The organism is Paraburkholderia sp. MM5384-R2 (assembly GCF_014201025.1).
Lineage (GTDB): Bacteria > Pseudomonadota > Gammaproteobacteria > Burkholderiales > Burkholderiaceae > Paraburkholderia > Paraburkholderia tuberum.
The window spans coordinates 139998-153579 of sequence record NZ_JACHDI010000007.1; the positions used below are offsets into that span (position 1 = coordinate 139998).

The 13582-nt window shown below is 58.9% G+C and carries 18 protein-coding genes; 16 read left to right on the top strand and 2 right to left on the bottom strand.

The features are described 5' to 3' along the window. The first annotated feature begins 292 nt into the window (after window positions 1-292). The 4 genes from HDG37_RS14260 (at window position 293) to HDG37_RS14275 (ending at window position 3462) form a co-directional block, all read left to right on the top strand. Window positions 293-571 (top strand): type II toxin-antitoxin system ParD family antitoxin, encoded by a 279-nt coding sequence (locus tag HDG37_RS14260; protein WP_132384320.1) that lies wholly within the window; start codon window positions 293-295, stop codon window positions 569-571. Next, a complete protein-coding gene (locus HDG37_RS14265) occupies window positions 571-888 on the top strand; it encodes a type II toxin-antitoxin system RelE/ParE family toxin (protein WP_184048441.1) in 318 nt (105 codons plus the stop codon). The genes HDG37_RS14260 and HDG37_RS14265 overlap by 1 nt, the downstream gene beginning before the upstream one ends. 238 nt (window positions 889-1126) lie before the next feature. Further along, window positions 1127-2155, top strand: a complete 1029-nt coding sequence (gene mnmH / locus HDG37_RS14270; protein ID WP_184048445.1) for a tRNA 2-selenouridine(34) synthase MnmH — start codon at window positions 1127-1129, stop codon at window positions 2153-2155. A gap of 257 nt (window positions 2156-2412) precedes the next feature. Next, window positions 2413-3462, top strand: a complete 1050-nt coding sequence (locus tag HDG37_RS14275) for a hypothetical protein (protein ID WP_184048448.1) — start codon at window positions 2413-2415, stop codon at window positions 3460-3462. A gap of 59 nt (window positions 3463-3521) precedes the next feature. Here the strand turns inward: HDG37_RS14275 and HDG37_RS14280 are convergent, their stop codons facing one another. Then, on the bottom strand, window positions 3522-3791 hold the full coding sequence (locus HDG37_RS14280; protein WP_184048451.1) for a hypothetical protein: 270 nt from the start codon (window positions 3789-3791) through the stop codon (window positions 3522-3524). On the opposite strand from HDG37_RS14280, the gene HDG37_RS14285 reads away from it, so the two are divergent. Genes HDG37_RS14285 through HDG37_RS14295 form a run of 3 tightly spaced genes read left to right on the top strand, consistent with a single transcriptional unit; the run spans window position 3790 to window position 5745 of the window. Next, complete coding sequence (locus HDG37_RS14285; protein WP_184048453.1) at window positions 3790-4053, top strand: hypothetical protein; 264 nt, start codon at window positions 3790-3792, stop codon at window positions 4051-4053. The genes HDG37_RS14280 and HDG37_RS14285 overlap by 2 nt on opposite strands. A gap of 14 nt (window positions 4054-4067) precedes the next feature. Beyond that, a complete protein-coding gene (locus HDG37_RS14290) occupies window positions 4068-4787 on the top strand; it encodes an autoinducer binding domain-containing protein (protein ID WP_184048455.1) in 720 nt (239 codons plus the stop codon). Beyond that, on the top strand, window positions 4765-5745 hold the full coding sequence (locus HDG37_RS14295) for a fatty acid desaturase (RefSeq protein WP_184048458.1): 981 nt from the start codon (window positions 4765-4767) through the stop codon (window positions 5743-5745). The genes HDG37_RS14290 and HDG37_RS14295 overlap by 23 nt, the downstream gene beginning before the upstream one ends. A gap of 71 nt (window positions 5746-5816) precedes the next feature. Here HDG37_RS14295 and HDG37_RS14300 read toward each other — a convergent pair whose 3' ends face one another. After that, complete coding sequence (locus HDG37_RS14300) at window positions 5817-6104, bottom strand: Arc family DNA-binding protein (RefSeq protein WP_132384326.1); 288 nt, start codon at window positions 6102-6104, stop codon at window positions 5817-5819. Between the two features lie 433 nt (window positions 6105-6537). On the opposite strand from HDG37_RS14300, the gene HDG37_RS14305 reads away from it, so the two are divergent. From HDG37_RS14305 to HDG37_RS14345, 9 genes are all read left to right on the top strand, one after another. After that, on the top strand, window positions 6538-6921 hold the full coding sequence (locus HDG37_RS14305) for a mating pair formation protein (RefSeq protein WP_184048461.1): 384 nt from the start codon (window positions 6538-6540) through the stop codon (window positions 6919-6921). 9 nt (window positions 6922-6930) lie between these two features. Further along, on the top strand, window positions 6931-7215 hold the full coding sequence (locus HDG37_RS14310; RefSeq protein WP_091810183.1) for a VirB3 family type IV secretion system protein: 285 nt from the start codon (window positions 6931-6933) through the stop codon (window positions 7213-7215). Then, a complete protein-coding gene (locus HDG37_RS14315) occupies window positions 7202-9721 on the top strand; it encodes an AAA family ATPase (RefSeq protein ID WP_184048464.1) in 2520 nt (839 codons plus the stop codon). Before HDG37_RS14310 ends, HDG37_RS14315 begins: the two co-directional genes overlap by 14 nt. A gap of 257 nt (window positions 9722-9978) precedes the next feature. Continuing rightward, window positions 9979-10215 carry a DUF3717 domain-containing protein gene (locus HDG37_RS14320; RefSeq protein WP_184048466.1) on the top strand — a complete coding sequence of 79 codons (237 nt, stop codon included), beginning with the start codon at window positions 9979-9981 and terminating at the stop codon, window positions 10213-10215. Next, window positions 10212-10862: a type IV secretion system protein gene (locus HDG37_RS14325; RefSeq protein ID WP_184048469.1), complete on the top strand. Its 651-nt coding sequence runs from the start codon at window positions 10212-10214 to the stop codon at window positions 10860-10862. The genes HDG37_RS14320 and HDG37_RS14325 overlap by 4 nt, the downstream gene beginning before the upstream one ends. Window positions 10863-11051: 189 nt before the next feature. Further along, the gene (locus tag HDG37_RS14330) at window positions 11052-11360 is read left to right on the top strand and encodes a hypothetical protein (RefSeq protein ID WP_184048472.1); all 309 of its coding nucleotides are present in this window, start codon (window positions 11052-11054) and stop codon (window positions 11358-11360) included. A gap of 1 nt (window position 11361) precedes the next feature. Next, window positions 11362-12453: a type IV secretion system protein gene (locus tag HDG37_RS14335; protein ID WP_184048475.1), complete on the top strand. Its 1092-nt coding sequence runs from the start codon at window positions 11362-11364 to the stop codon at window positions 12451-12453. A 5-nt stretch (window positions 12454-12458) separates the two neighbouring features. Then, the gene (locus HDG37_RS14340; protein ID WP_260334856.1) at window positions 12459-13154 is read left to right on the top strand and encodes a type IV secretion system protein; all 696 of its coding nucleotides are present in this window, start codon (window positions 12459-12461) and stop codon (window positions 13152-13154) included. 1 nt (window position 13155) lies between these two features. Beyond that, window positions 13156-13566 (top strand): TrbG/VirB9 family P-type conjugative transfer protein, encoded by a 411-nt coding sequence (locus HDG37_RS14345; RefSeq protein WP_184048480.1) that lies wholly within the window; start codon window positions 13156-13158, stop codon window positions 13564-13566. The last annotated feature ends 16 nt before the right edge of the window (window positions 13567-13582 follow it).

Consider the following 13582-nt stretch of genomic DNA (forward strand, 5'->3'; position numbering starts at 1 on the left):
TGCAGTGATAGCTCGTTTCCGCGGAGTGGGCTTTCGAAGGCACGCGGCGGCAGGGCAGAGAGGACCGTCAGGCGGCACCGCTTCTTCAGCCCACTCACGCGATGCCCCGGATCCTCACCGAGGCAGCAGGCGAACGGCTTGCCGAGATGAAGAACTTGCTGCGTGACAGTTGCCGGCGTTGGTGCACACAGACGCGGTGAGCGTGTGCGGGTGCGCGTCGCCGTGCGGAAGCCTTGCAGGTGCCGAAGGCGGAGTGTAGGATTAAATCCTACACTCAGAAGGGGGATTTCCCGTGCGCTCAACCCAACAATTCAGTATCACGCTGCCCAACGAAATGGCCGAGGCAGTCAGATCCAAGGTGGCGGCTGGCGAATACGCGACGGAAAGCGAAGTGATCCGCGATGGACTCCGGGCGCTCCTCGCGCGTGACCGTGCAGTGGAAAGCTGGCTACGCGAGCAGGTCGCGCCCGCCTACGATGCGCTGAAGGCTGACCCGTCTCGCGCCGTCGGGGTCGACCAGCTACGCGCGTCGCTTGCCGCTGAACACCGCAAGGCCAACGAAAAAGCGTAATGTCCTATACCGTCGTTTTTACACCGGAAGCACAGGAACAGCTGCTTGAGCTTTATCGCTACATTGCGGCCGTCGCCTCGCCGGTGATCGCAGAACGCTATATCAGCTCGATCATTACGTACTGCGAAGGGTTGCGGACGTTTCCGCATCGAGGCAATCGCCGGGATGACATTCGTGAGGGCCTGCGCGTCACGAATTACCGCAAGAGGGTCGTGATAGCCTTCGACGTTGACGCGGAGCAGGTCTCTGTGATCGGCATTTTCTACGGCGGACAGGACTACGAGGCGGTCCTGCAGGATGACACCGACGACTCCTGACTCTGCCGGCGAGATTTCCCGCCAGGCTGCACAACAACTATATTGGCGGAGTCACTCTCGTTGTTGGTTTGAGCCGTCGGCGGGGTGACCCAAAGAATTCTTGAAACTATCCGATATGCGCGACGGGCCTTCAGTACACGCACATCATCGCCGACGCTCAATTGCTCGACGCGTTGAGTCTTACCCGGATGGCGTAGAGAACATTCGTTGTACGTCAAAAATTACAGGGTAGGTGGGCATGTACCGATTCGACGATTACGACCTTATCATCGACGCCCGCAGCGAACGCGAATACGCCGTGGATCACATCCCTGGGGCAATCAATCTACCCGTGGTCAGCAATGACGAATACGCCGAGGTCGGCACCCTGCATCGGACCGACAAAATGCGGGCATATCTGATAGGCGTGTCCTATTCGCTGAAAAACATTTCGCGTCACCTTGACACCGTAATTGCGGGCCGCCCGCGTCATGGCAGGGTGCTTGTATATTGCTTTCGCGGCGGAAAGCGCAGTCGACTTTGGTTTGATGCGCTCGATACAATCGGTTATAAGGTGGACCGTCTGCCTGAAGGCTGGAAGGGCTATCGACGGTGGGTCAACGAACAACTGGCAACGCGGCCGCGTGAGTTCTCGTATGTGGTCCTGTCAGGCTCGACTGGTTGTGGAAAGACTCGCTTGCTCGATCAACTCGAAGCCGCCGGCGCGCAGGTGTTGAATCTGGAGGCGCTCGCGTCTCACCGGGGCTCGGTCATCGGCGCGATACCTGGTACGCGGCAGCCGACACAGAAATACTTTGATAGCCTGCTGCAACAGAAGCTTTGTACCTTCGCACCCGGTCGCCCGGTGTGGGTCGAAGCAGAGAGCAAGAAGATTGGCAACGTACAGTTACCGCCGGCGCTGCTCGAAACGATGCATATGAAGGGCACGCTTGTCCGCGTGAATACGCCGATGGCCCAGCGTGTCATATTGTGGCGAGAGGACTATCACCATTTCGAGCAAGATCCGGACGCCTTCGTATCGAAGCTCGCCCCTCTACGGGACCTTGTCGGCGGCAAAGAGTTTGAGGCGTGGCAGGAAATGGCCAGATCACGGCGAGTACCCGAATTGTTCGAGCGGGTCATGGTCGCGCACTACGATCCTGCCTATGCGCGTTCGACAAGGCGCAGTTATCCCGCACTGGCAGACGCACCGGTCATTGACTTGCAGGAACTGTCGCCAGACAGTCTTCGCGCCGTCGCACATAGGCTCATTGAACGCTTCGGCTAAACGGCCCTTATCGCAAGTTTGCTAACGCCGCTCCATCGCCAATCGCCCGCGATACGGAGTGGAGTGCGGCATATTTTCCAGATCGTCGCTGGGAAGAAACTCCGGGATGCAGAAAGATTTCCTCCTTTAATGCTGGGCGCATTTCTCTGTGTTTCTGTTTGTAACTGAATTGGCGGAGGCGAGAGGAGGGCGGTATGTTCATATCTTATGAATTGATCTAATCGGGACAGATTTACTGATTGGGATTGCTTCAGAATATGACGACGACGATCGAAGACCGCATGATCTTGCTCCTGAATGAGCAGGCACGCCTCGCTCCAATTGAAGACGAAGGGACGAAGGGGGCACTTCGCAGGGCGTCCGGTTCTCTGCTCCCGCGGCCTGAGCCTGGCCGGGGCTACCTGGAGCGGCTGACGGAGTACACCCGTATTTCCGTTCAGCGCTGGCGCAAGGTTTTTCGTCGCCGACAACGGCCGACGCCCGACATGATCGAGGCGTTGGCGCGGCTTTTCCCACACTATGCTTTCTGGCTTGTCACGGGCATTACGGACGCGGCGAACGGCCATGTTGCGCCAGATAACGCGCAAACATTTCCGGAGCGCCTGTATGCGCAGTCAGATGGCGCATTCCAGTATTTCCGCAGGTCACTGGTGCTATTTCGCCGACTGTTCGAGGAGGCGGGCGTAAATCTGGAGGATGACCATCAGCGCATGTACGCAGCGGAGCGCACCAGGCCGCTCGCGCACTGGCACGACAGTCCGCTTGTCGATGCGGCTTACCGGGTCGCTCAATCGAGGGAGTACTGCGAGCTAGGAGAGATCTGGGCGTCCCGCGAGAAGTACCGGGCTGATGAGCTGAAGCGCATTTGGCCAACTTCCCCTGACGGTCGGCCGTGGGTTCGCCGTGCCAAGGATGCGAAGGAGCAGGGTCTCTCGTTTCCCATACTGGGCGTCGATCCCCGCACAGCGCACCAGGACCACTGGGATCTTTACTACGTCCCACGAGCGCCCTGCCCAACGCGCTTCGCGTTGAGCGTTCTGAACACATCGCCGGCGGAGTTGACCAGCGACGAGTTGGAGCGCGTGCGCACGTGGCTGGAGCAGTTGCAGGACGATGATCTGTCGGTCTTCTTTCAGTATCTCGAGCATCACGGCATCGACGTTGACTTAATTTTTCCGAGGGAGCCCGGAACCATACGATTCGCATGGCTCGGAATGGCCGAGTCTGAGATAGACCAGTTCGTCAATTACGTGCAAAGCCTGCGTTCGAGTCGAACGCGCGATACGTATCCAGCACGGACGGGCTGAAGACTGGGGTAGCACTCTGGTGCTTGAGGTGGCCCGGCGATTCGCCGGAGTGAAGATGATTAGTTGGATTGGAAACTATGAGCGAATGTATCAGCATTGTGTGCCCCTCTTGTGGGGTCGATCACGGTGATGATGGATGGGAAGTCTTGCAGGAAAACGAAGTCCATCGGATGAAGTGCGAAGCCTGTCATGCGGAATTTTTCGTGTCGATTTTCGAGTGCGAAAGCTGTGTGGCAGACAATGTGATTTCGTCTCGGTCTGAGCATGAAGTCAAGGATCGAACGTGTCGCGCGTGCGGATATCGCCCCGAGATCGAAGGCGAGGATCATGAAGAACCTGGTCTATGAGCGAGCCATTAGCGCCGATGTCGAGCAGGTGGGCATTCGCCTCTATCAGGTGCCAAGCGGCTTCATTGCGGAAAGGTATCTGATTCAGGGCGACGAACTTATGCTGGTTCAGATTTTGCCGGTTTCATCAAAAGACGAGTTTGAAAAGTTCGCGCTTTCGGACCCGCATCATTCGGCGATGCGGGTAATTTATATGGAAGTGCGAAACATTGTCTGGGAAGGTGGGGTTGGTAAAGTAATCTAGACGGATCGATCATAATGGAACTGAGCTTTGATGCCGTTATAAACGCAGCGGATGAATTGGAGTTGATACCGCTTGTTAGGGACGCGATTCGATCGAAGGGGGCCGAATGGTTCGTGTTCGTTTCGTTGCATCCTACCGATCATTCAGCTGGTCGTTCCACCCATCGATTCCTGATCGGTTGCCGCCCCGAATGGTGTCAACTGTACAACGCAAATAGATGGTATCTGACGGACCCCTGTCTCGATTACGCGCGATCGAACACGGCGCCAGTGCTAGGCTCGGAGTTGCCAGTGCGGACTGCTGGGCAAAAGCGGATGCTTGAAGTGGCCGCGGAACACGGGTTTCTCAGCGCATTCCTCATTCCTGCGCATGCCAGCGAGAAAGGGCGGATTGGAGCTCTCTACCTTGGCTCGAGCACGAGGCGCGACGAGGGTGAACCGAAGCTCAGGGAGGGAAGGGCATTTTTCCGGGCCCTGGTACTGGAGCTTCTTGATTGGTCGTCGCGAGCAGTGCGAGAAGATGCAATCAGAAAGTGCGGTCTTTCGCAACAGGACGTGCAGTTGATTGGCTTCGTGCGATCTGGCTTTAATGCAGGTGCAATCGCCGACGAACTGAAGGTGTCTTCGACGACTGTCTACAGGCAGTTCCAGCGCATCAACGAGAAGATTGGCGTATCGCACATTACGGCGGCGGTGCGGTTTGCGGAAGAAAATGACATCTTTGCGCAACCGTAAAGGTGGGTTCTGGCTGTCGACGCTATTACCGGCGGCCGCGGCGGCACTGTTCTTTTTCGGGTATCCCTGGCTGTTTTTGCTTCTCTTGGTTGCAGTGGTTCCGGCTGCTGACGCGCTTATTGGCCAGGATGTGGAAGTCACAAACCGGAGGGCGAGCCACGCGCCGGGCGGGCCCGCAATTCCGGTCACTTACATTTGCGTCTGGGGCATCGCGGTGCTTGTTGCCCTCGACAGAGTGGTGACCGCGAGACCGCTGGAGTTCGCCGGACTGGTAATTGCCTCCGGCGTGGTGAGTGCTTTCGCAATGGCGCACATTCATGAGGTAATGCACCGGGGTGGGCGCCGGTCGAGGTTGATCTCCGACGTAGCGCTAGCAGTCGCTGGATACCCTCACTACCGAGTCGTACATCAACTCCATCACGAGCATGTCGGCGATCCGCGATTTGGCTCAACGGCTCATGTTGGCCTGTCGGTCTGGTGTCATGTCGGCCGCTCCTTCTTCGCTGCGCTGAGATCCGCTATCGCTTACGAGCGTGGGCAGATCCGCCATTGGAGAGAAAACAGGCTGCTGCCAATCGTCCTGGTCAGCGTAGCAGTAGTGGCTCTTTTCGCGTGGTTTGGCGGTTGGCGCGGGGCCGTTTTCTACTTGGGGCAGGGCATACTCGCCGTTTTCATCGTAGAAACGGTCGGCTATCTGCAGCACTATGGTCTGTGTGGCAGTCCCGATGAATTGGGCAATCAGGTCGCATGGGATGTTAATTTCTGGCTGTCCAACCGGTTACTCGTAAATAACGGTCTTCACACTCGCCACCATCTAGAGCAGACGCATACCTATGATCGCCTGGTTCAGGCCGGCAGAGCGCTTCCTGGCGGCTATCTGCATATGTTCGGCCTGGCGTTAATTCCACCGCTCTGGTTCTCGGTCATGAACCATAGGCTGCCCAGGGCAAGCGACTAGCATAAACCGCTGGCGGCCGCAAGGCTAAGTGGACCTATTGAATTCGTCACCTCATCTGTCGGAAAGTGTCACTACGGTGTTGTCTTAGTAGTGCGTTTGCGCGCGGCAAGAGCGAGCATGCGTTCGGCGAACATCGTTATCTCGTCTGGGGTCATGAGCTCGGCGAGAGACATTGTAGTGACGGTTTCACGCAATTCGTCGACATCGGTATCGTCGCGGACGCTGAGCTGGGGATAGGTCGACGCCAAACGAGCGACCAGCTCAGCGTTGAGTGGGCGCTGATTCTTCGTGGCGGATTCCTTCAACTGGTGGTAGAGGGACCACGGTAGCCGGAATTGTGAGCGGTAGCTGTCTTTCATAGTGACATTTGACACTATGACGGTGCTGGAATATAGTGACAACATGTCACTATATAATAGTGACTGTAAAGCACTGGAGGAGAGGGAATGGGTGACATCGTTCGCTCGCAGTGTCGACTCCCCCGAGAGCTAAATGATTGGCTCATCGAGCGGGCGAAGCAGGAGACGCGGTCGAAAAATGCGCAGCTGGTTGTTGAGCTTCGCACTCGTCGGGCCGAACTGGAAGACGAGGCGGTCTGCAGGGGATGCGCATCGGATGCACCGGCGTCGCCAACGTCCCGACAGGAGGAGGTGTCAGAGCGGGATTAACTTGGCTCCCATCGCGATCCGACCAGGTTGTTGATGGCACCCGGAGCGCGATAAGAGCGGTTGATGTCGGTGCTACCAACACTGACACCAACCTGACCATTTCGCAACCCTGTGAGGACTAACCATGGCTGCCGCCATTATAGGCGCGCTCACGCTCGCCCCTGCAATTCAGCACTTCTTGCTTAGCAAGCCCCCCCTGCTAACGCGCTCTCAAACAAAGTCGGCGGCCACGCTGATCCTGTTGTTCGTTGCCGCGGTGTTCCCCGAATGCGCCAATGCGATGGACTACAGCACCGGCACTGGCCTGGTTCGCGATTTCGTTAGCTGGCTGTTCGTCGACGCGGGTCCCTATGTCTTCATGGCGATTCTCGGCATCTGCGTGCTCGGGGTGCCGAAGGGTTGGATTCCGATGAAGGGTGCCGTAATCGCAGTTATCTGCTCATTTGTATTCTTCGCGGTCCCTTCCATCGTCCGTTATGCGGCATCCGTCGCTTCCTCGCAGATCTGAGGTGAGGTCATGCGTGAAGTTCACGAAATCCCGAAAGGCATGGTGCAACCCTGGATGATATGGGGCTGCCTGGCTGAGCTGTTCCTCGGCTCGTTCGTATTGCCCGCGGTTGTCTTCATGTTCCTCAAATGGTGGCCGGTGATGCTCGCCGTGCCCTTCTTGGTCATCGGCGCCTATCTGATCACCGCGAAAGATATGTTCGCGTTCTCGGTCGCGTATCAGAGTTTTGGCGCGACGGCGAAGCCACGTAGCCTCAAATACTGGGGCGGAGCGAAGACCTATGCCCCTCGGTGACTTTCTTGATCGTCATTTCGGCGCGTCGCCATTCGTTCAGCGGAGCGAGGCAGACAAGGATGATGCGGCCGATCTGCACGCCTCGCGCGAACTTCCGTTCGGCCTGAACGCGTACTACAACGCCCATACGTTGCGCACGCTCGACAGCGGACTGGTGCAGATTGTGCGTCTGCAGGGACTCTACGCGGAAATGCTGGATGACATCGGCGTCGATGCGTATAAGCATCAGCGGAACACTGCGCTGGAGTCGATCGCTGACAGCAACGTGGGCATCTACGTGTACGAGATCCGGCGCAAGGCCAACCGGTGGCCCGCCGGCAAGTATTCGAACTGGTTTCCGGATTTCCTCAATGAAAAGCTGAAGGCGCGTTTCCAGACGCGGTCGTTGTATCAGCACGAAATCTATGTTGCCATCGTGCGCTACCGGCACTACAGCGGAGTGGTGGGGCAGCTCGATCGCGTATTCAATGCGTTCAAGCCCTCCGGCGCCAACGACAGGCTTGAAACGGAGTCGCGGCAGGCGCGTGACCTAGAAGAGAAGGTCAACTCGCTGATGAAATCGCTGGCGCACTACGCGCCTCGCCGGCTGGGCCGGGTCGAAACGGAAGTCGGACCCTGCTGTGAGATGGCGCGTTTCCTACGTTATCTGCTCACGCAGGAAGACGGTTTCGTGCTGGCTGATTCATATAACCTGGCCCAGGCGATTGCAAGTTCGTATCTGCACTTCGGCCGCAACCCGATCCTGGGGAAAGACGTCTTTGAGGTCAACGGGCTCAACCATCGCCGTATCGGACAGGTGCTCGCCATGTCGCGCTGGCCGGATGGCGCGGTGGCCGGCATGGCTGACCGGTTCCAGCGGCTGCCCGCCGAACTGATCGTCGCGCAGAAGTTTTTCCCGATCGACAAGCTTGACGCCAGCATGGCGACGTCGACCAGTGAGGCCCGGCTGTCGCACGACCGGACCACTGCCGGCATGTCGGCGGAAATCACTGCGCTGCGCATGCGGCAGGCGGCCAACAAGGCCGTGCTCGGCACGCATCACATGAGTGTCCTCGTTCACGTGCCGGTAGAAGGGCGCTCGCAGGCGGCCGCATTGAAGGCGCTCGAAGCGCTGGACGATGCCGTGGGAAAAGCCGGCGAGTGTTTCAAGAGCTGGGGAGTGAAACCGGTTGTCGAGACGACCGGCATGGAGCGCGCCGTATGGTCGCAGATACCGGGTGCCAGCAAGCGGCATAACGGGCGCGTCGGCAAGGTCGAGACGATCGAGTTCGCCTGCTTTGCATCGCTGCACAGCTTTCCGCAAGGGCGTTTCGACGGAAACCTCTGGGGCGAATGCCTCATGGTCCTGCCGACGGAAGGGCAGACCGGGTACTTCCTCAATCTGCATGAGGAGCGCCCAGGAATGGTGCCCGCGCACGGCAACTTCGGCGCGAAAACGGGGACCGGTAAAACGTTGCTTGTCGCGACAATCACCAGCCAGGCCGACAAGTTCGAGCCGCGGGTGCACTGGTTCGACCGGGAGAACGGGAGCACCGTGTTCATGCAGGCGATGGGCGGCGCCGACATCGTACTCAGCCTGTCACGATCCCTTGGCAATCCCTGCAAGATGCCCGACACCGAACAGAACCGCGCGATGCTGCGCGAGCTGCTGCAGATGATGGCGACGTGCTACGGCTATGTGCTTACCGTCGATGATATCGAACGCATTGCGACGGCGGTCAATGACAACTTCAACGACCAACTGACCAGGTTCGAAGACCGGCGCCTGCGCAATCTCGCCTGGCGGTTCGGCGCAAAGAATTCAGCCCTGTACCAGGCGATTGCGGTTTGGCACAGCGGTGGCGCGAATGCCGCAGTGTTCGATAACGAGCATGACACGCTCGACGTGACAACGCACCGTCACTACCGGTATGAGATGCGGGAACTGATGAAGGATAAGGAAGCGAAGCTGGAGCTTCCTGTCCTGCTCAACTATCTGACGCATCGTATCGAACAGTCGCTCGATGGATCACCCGCAATCATCGTGTGGGACGAAGCCCAGATGCTGATCCGCAACCCGTTCTGGCAACAGAAGATCGAAACATACCGGGAAACATTCCGCCGGCGCAACTGTGCGACGCTCTTCATTACGCCGGAGCCCAGCGCGCTCTATCGACCCGTGGCGGCTGTGAAGAACCAGGCGGTGACGAGTTTCTATCTGGCGAACGACAAGGCCGATCGACGGGACTACATCGATAACCTCGACTTTTCGCAGAGCGAGTTCGAGTTTATCGAGCGCGCCGTGCCGGAGGAGTTCAAGGTGCTTATCAAGAAGGGCAACGGAGTCAGTGTGCGCGCCTCGTTTGATATGTCGGACATGCCTGAGCTCGTTGCCGTGCTGTCGTCGAATGACAGGTCGGTTGAACTGATGAATCGTGTTCGCGCCGAGTTGGGCACAACGGACCCGAGCCGGTGGGTTCCGGTGTTCATGGCGCGGGCGCTCGCTGAACGGACGCACAACGTTTGACCTGAGACGTGGAGGTGACCCTGTGATCGGACAGATTGCAATCGGCGTACTTGGTGCCGCGAGCGTTTTCCTCTCGCAGGACCGGCGCGAACACTGGCGGAAGTGGGCCTGCATCTGTGGACTTGCAGGACAACCGTTCTGGTTCTGGATGGCGTGGGAATCGCAGCAGTACGGCGTACTCGCGCTTTGTTTTGTGTATGCGTGGTCGTGGGCGCGAGGCTTCAGGATGTACTGGACGGACAACCGGGAGCTCCGGCATGCAGTTCACGCTCGGTGAAATCGAAGGGGCGATCCACTGGTGGCGTGTGCGCGCGTCATCGGATGCTGGGTTTGCCGGCAGCGCCGTGGGATGTGCGCTGGCGCGACTTTACGGCGAGACGATCGCTGAACATCGCGTGGTGCCGGATAACGAACTCTACGACCTGCAGCGCGATGCTTTGCGCATTTTCGTCCGGGTGTCGACCGTGCTACAGGAAACGGAGGTGCAGAGATGAAAGGTGCATTTGTGGCGGCCACCGCGGCGATGGCCATATCGACGTCAGCATTCGCAACGGGCGTTCCCGTCGGTGACGCCGGGACGTGGACCGCGCTGGCCGCGCAGCTGGCCCAGCTCAAGCAGGAATACGACACGCTCAAGCAGCAATACCGCGCGGTGACCGGTTCATACGGGCGCGGCGGGCAGGGGTTGAGCGATGCAATTGACGCATCGTCAATCGTCCCTGGGAGTTGGCAGGACGTTGTATCGCAGCAGAAGAGCGGCATCTACGGCAGCCGGCAGGCGACGTATGAAAAGGTGATGAACACGATGTCACCCGATGACTTCGCGGACAAGAGCGAGGGCGCGAACTACAGGATGAGTACCGACTCGGTTCGCTCAGCACTGGCTGGCGGAGAGTCGCTGTACGACGAGGCGCAAACGCACCTGCGTAATTTCCAGAACCTGTCGCAGCAGGTCGACACGACGCAGAACGTCAAGGACGCTGCCGATCTGCAGAACCGCATGTCGGCGGAGCTGGGCATGGCGCAGTCCGCGCAGACGAAATTGCAGGCCATCAACGCGAATCTGACGGCGAACCAGCTCAACGAGAGTAACCAGGCCACCGCAGAGCGCGAGAAGTTTTTCAGCAACGTATCGAAGTGAGGCATGACATGCGACGCATCGTTTTTTACCTCCTGTTCGCCGGCGCTGCGTGTCTGGCTGGTTGTGCACATTCCGGCGCGATATCGAAGTCACCGTGCGCCTGCGATTTTCATCCGGTCGGACAGCAGACCTGACAGGTGCGCGGTGACGCCCGGGAGCGCACGGGTGACTGACATTGGAGATGGGCATATGACGTGGGCAGGCAAACTCAGCTGGTTTCTTCTCGCGGTCGCCGTCGTCGGATGCGGTGGCCTGATCGTGTACGTAGTGCATACCGGCAGCACGGGAAGGGGCGCGGTCGAACCCCCTGCGCAGACAGTGCCGGCGTTCGAGCCGAAGACGCAAGCGTACTATCTTGCGCATCGCGCCGAGATGAAAGCGCGCGAAGACGATTGCACAAACCACGGCATTAGCCCCTTTGCGGACACCCCGGAAGCGCGCGACTGCAACGCCGCCGCTGAGGCCTCCAAGCAGATATTTTTTGGCCCGGGGAAGTGACATGGCTGATCCGGTAGATCAATTCATCCAGACATTGTTCGACAGCATCCCGTCGCGGACGGAAGCGTTTCTGTCGACCAACTACCCGGTGCTGGGGCATGCGGTCACGCAACCTGCGCTGTATCTCGCGATGATCTGGGTGGCAGTGAAGGTAGTCCGGGTCCATTCCGGGCGCGATCCCGCGGACGTGTGGCCTCTCGTGAGAATGCTGCTGACGATCATGTTCGTGTTCGCGGCACTGAACTGGGGCGGGCTCGCCGGACAGATTTTTCATTCATTCCAGGAGCTGCGCGACGACACCGTAAGTTCGCTGATGGGCGGGCAGTCGATGACACAGTATCTGGAGAACGACTACAACAAGTTTTCAGATGCATCGGGCCAGATGATGAAGCAGTCGATGCTCAAGATTGGCATCGTTCTTCTCGGACTGGCCCTGCAGATGATCAATTCAGCGATGGTCCTGGTCGCTCTGGTCCTGAAGGTTGGATCCGACATGGGTTTCGCGGTCACGATGCTGCTCTTTCCGCTGTTTGTGCCAACGTTGATGTGGAGCAGCACGCGCGGATTCGGCATGAGCTGGTTCGCGGCGATGGCGAAGTTCGCATTGGTCGGCATCCTGCTGGGTGTCATCGTGAAATTCAGCTTTGATATCACCGACCAGTTTGTCTCGAAGATGGATCCCAATGCGATGACGGCCAACGATGCTTTCGCCGCCATCGTCATCGCCGGCGCAATAACACTTTTCATGGCCTTTACCATTCGCCCCCTCGCGTCCGCGCTGACATCGAGCGGCGCCGCCGGCAGTGGCATGGCGGACATGATCGGCGGTTTCATGATGTCCCAGATCATGTCGAAGTTTTCCGGTGGTGGGCGAGGCAGCGCCAGCGCGAATCCAGGCGCGGCGACTGCACTGACCAGTATCAGCATCACCCAGACTGCTCACGGCACCCAGCTTGCGCGAATCGAGCGGGCGTTGTCCTCGGGCGTCGCTACGAGCCCTTCAGGCATGTCGAGCCCATCGGGTGCCGGTCAACCGGGCGGCCCAGGCGGCACAGCGCCGTCGAGCGGCACATCTGAGGGAGGTCAATGGTGAGCGAGATGATCCAGAAATCATCCAGGGTACTCAAGGTGCCAGCGCCTGACGCACCGCCAGCCGAATCCTATGAGGCGATTCGCTTATCCCGGAATCGTGCCTATCTGCTTGCGTTGGTGGCGTGGCCGATCGCGGCCCTCGCACTGGCTTCGCTGGCCTACGACAAGGCCAATCAGGCGTATGTGCCGCCCGTGGTGCTCACCCTTGACGCGCACAACCACGTCGCAAAAAGCGAGATCGGCACACCTGCGGTGCTCAGTTCGAAAGATGCCGTGATCGAAAGCGAACTTGCCCGATACGTGACGGAACGCTACACGCTCGATCGCGCGTTTCGTCAGGACCATATTGATTACGTCAGGCTGCATTCGGCATCGAGCGTGGCGGATAGCTTCAATCACGAGATGGACGCGAAGAACAGGGACAACCCGTACTACAGCATCGCCGAAACGACGGTGCGCCGGGTCAAGGACGTTCGCGTGCGGATTCTCGACAGGGACGATCACAAGGCAGAAGCAACGTTCACGACCTACAACGACGGGAACGGCGACAACAGGATGGTGTACTGGCATGTGCTGTTCCGCTACGACTTCGTGAAGCAGGCACTGACGCCGCAGAACCGCTACATCAACGGGACGGGATTCATGGTGACCGGCTTCGAGCCGAACACAGAGCCGGGAGCGCCGGCCCCATCTGGAGGTTGAGATGCGAACAGTCAGGAGCGCCTTGACGGCAGTGGCGGTAGCGGCGGCGCTGTCGGCCGTAGCTCACGCAGTAACCGCTGCTGATCCTGTCCTGCGGGGTACGGAGGGCAACGTGCAGCGCCTGCCGTACATGCCGGACAAGATCTACGACCTGACGGTTGCTGACAGGACCTTGCTGGCGATTGACTTTCCGCGCGACGAACACATCAAGGCCATCGCGCAAAGCACGGCCCCGGTCTTTCATGTTCAACGGGCGGGCGACACGTTGCAGGTGACGGCAGACAGGCCGGGCGAAAAGATGGGACTGAACGTCACGACGACGCGCGGCACTTACCACCTGCAGATAGCGTCGATCGACGATGCGTTGCGCGCCGCGCATATCGTGCATTTCGTGACGCCCTCGGCGTACTAACCAGGAGAGGGAACGA

Coding starts and splice junctions, on each gene's coding strand:
- HDG37_RS14335 (WP_184048475.1), top strand. CDS start 11,362: ATGGCTGATCCGGTAGATCAATTCATCCAGACATTGTTCGACAGCATC.
- mnmH (WP_184048445.1), top strand. CDS start 1,127: ATGTACCGATTCGACGATTACGACCTTATCATCGACGCCCGCAGCGAA.
- HDG37_RS14315 (WP_184048464.1), top strand. CDS start 7,202: ATGCCCCTCGGTGACTTTCTTGATCGTCATTTCGGCGCGTCGCCATTC.
- HDG37_RS14285 (WP_184048453.1), top strand. CDS start 3,790: ATGAAGAACCTGGTCTATGAGCGAGCCATTAGCGCCGATGTCGAGCAG.
- HDG37_RS14300 (WP_132384326.1), bottom strand. CDS start 6,104: ATGAAAGACAGCTACCGCTCACAATTCCGGCTACCGTGGTCCCTCTAC.
- HDG37_RS14295 (WP_184048458.1), top strand. CDS start 4,765: ATGACATCTTTGCGCAACCGTAAAGGTGGGTTCTGGCTGTCGACGCTA.
- HDG37_RS14265 (WP_184048441.1), top strand. CDS start 571: ATGTCCTATACCGTCGTTTTTACACCGGAAGCACAGGAACAGCTGCTT.
- HDG37_RS14340 (WP_260334856.1), top strand. CDS start 12,459: ATGATCCAGAAATCATCCAGGGTACTCAAGGTGCCAGCGCCTGACGCA.
- HDG37_RS14320 (WP_184048466.1), top strand. CDS start 9,979: ATGCAGTTCACGCTCGGTGAAATCGAAGGGGCGATCCACTGGTGGCGT.
- HDG37_RS14330 (WP_184048472.1), top strand. CDS start 11,052: ATGACGTGGGCAGGCAAACTCAGCTGGTTTCTTCTCGCGGTCGCCGTC.
- HDG37_RS14325 (WP_184048469.1), top strand. CDS start 10,212: ATGAAAGGTGCATTTGTGGCGGCCACCGCGGCGATGGCCATATCGACG.
- HDG37_RS14280 (WP_184048451.1), bottom strand. CDS start 3,791: ATGATCCTCGCCTTCGATCTCGGGGCGATATCCGCACGCGCGACACGT.
- HDG37_RS14310 (WP_091810183.1), top strand. CDS start 6,931: ATGCGTGAAGTTCACGAAATCCCGAAAGGCATGGTGCAACCCTGGATG.
- HDG37_RS14290 (WP_184048455.1), top strand. CDS start 4,068: ATGGAACTGAGCTTTGATGCCGTTATAAACGCAGCGGATGAATTGGAG.
- HDG37_RS14275 (WP_184048448.1), top strand. CDS start 2,413: ATGACGACGACGATCGAAGACCGCATGATCTTGCTCCTGAATGAGCAG.
- HDG37_RS14345 (WP_184048480.1), top strand. CDS start 13,156: ATGCGAACAGTCAGGAGCGCCTTGACGGCAGTGGCGGTAGCGGCGGCG.
- HDG37_RS14305 (WP_184048461.1), top strand. CDS start 6,538: ATGGCTGCCGCCATTATAGGCGCGCTCACGCTCGCCCCTGCAATTCAG.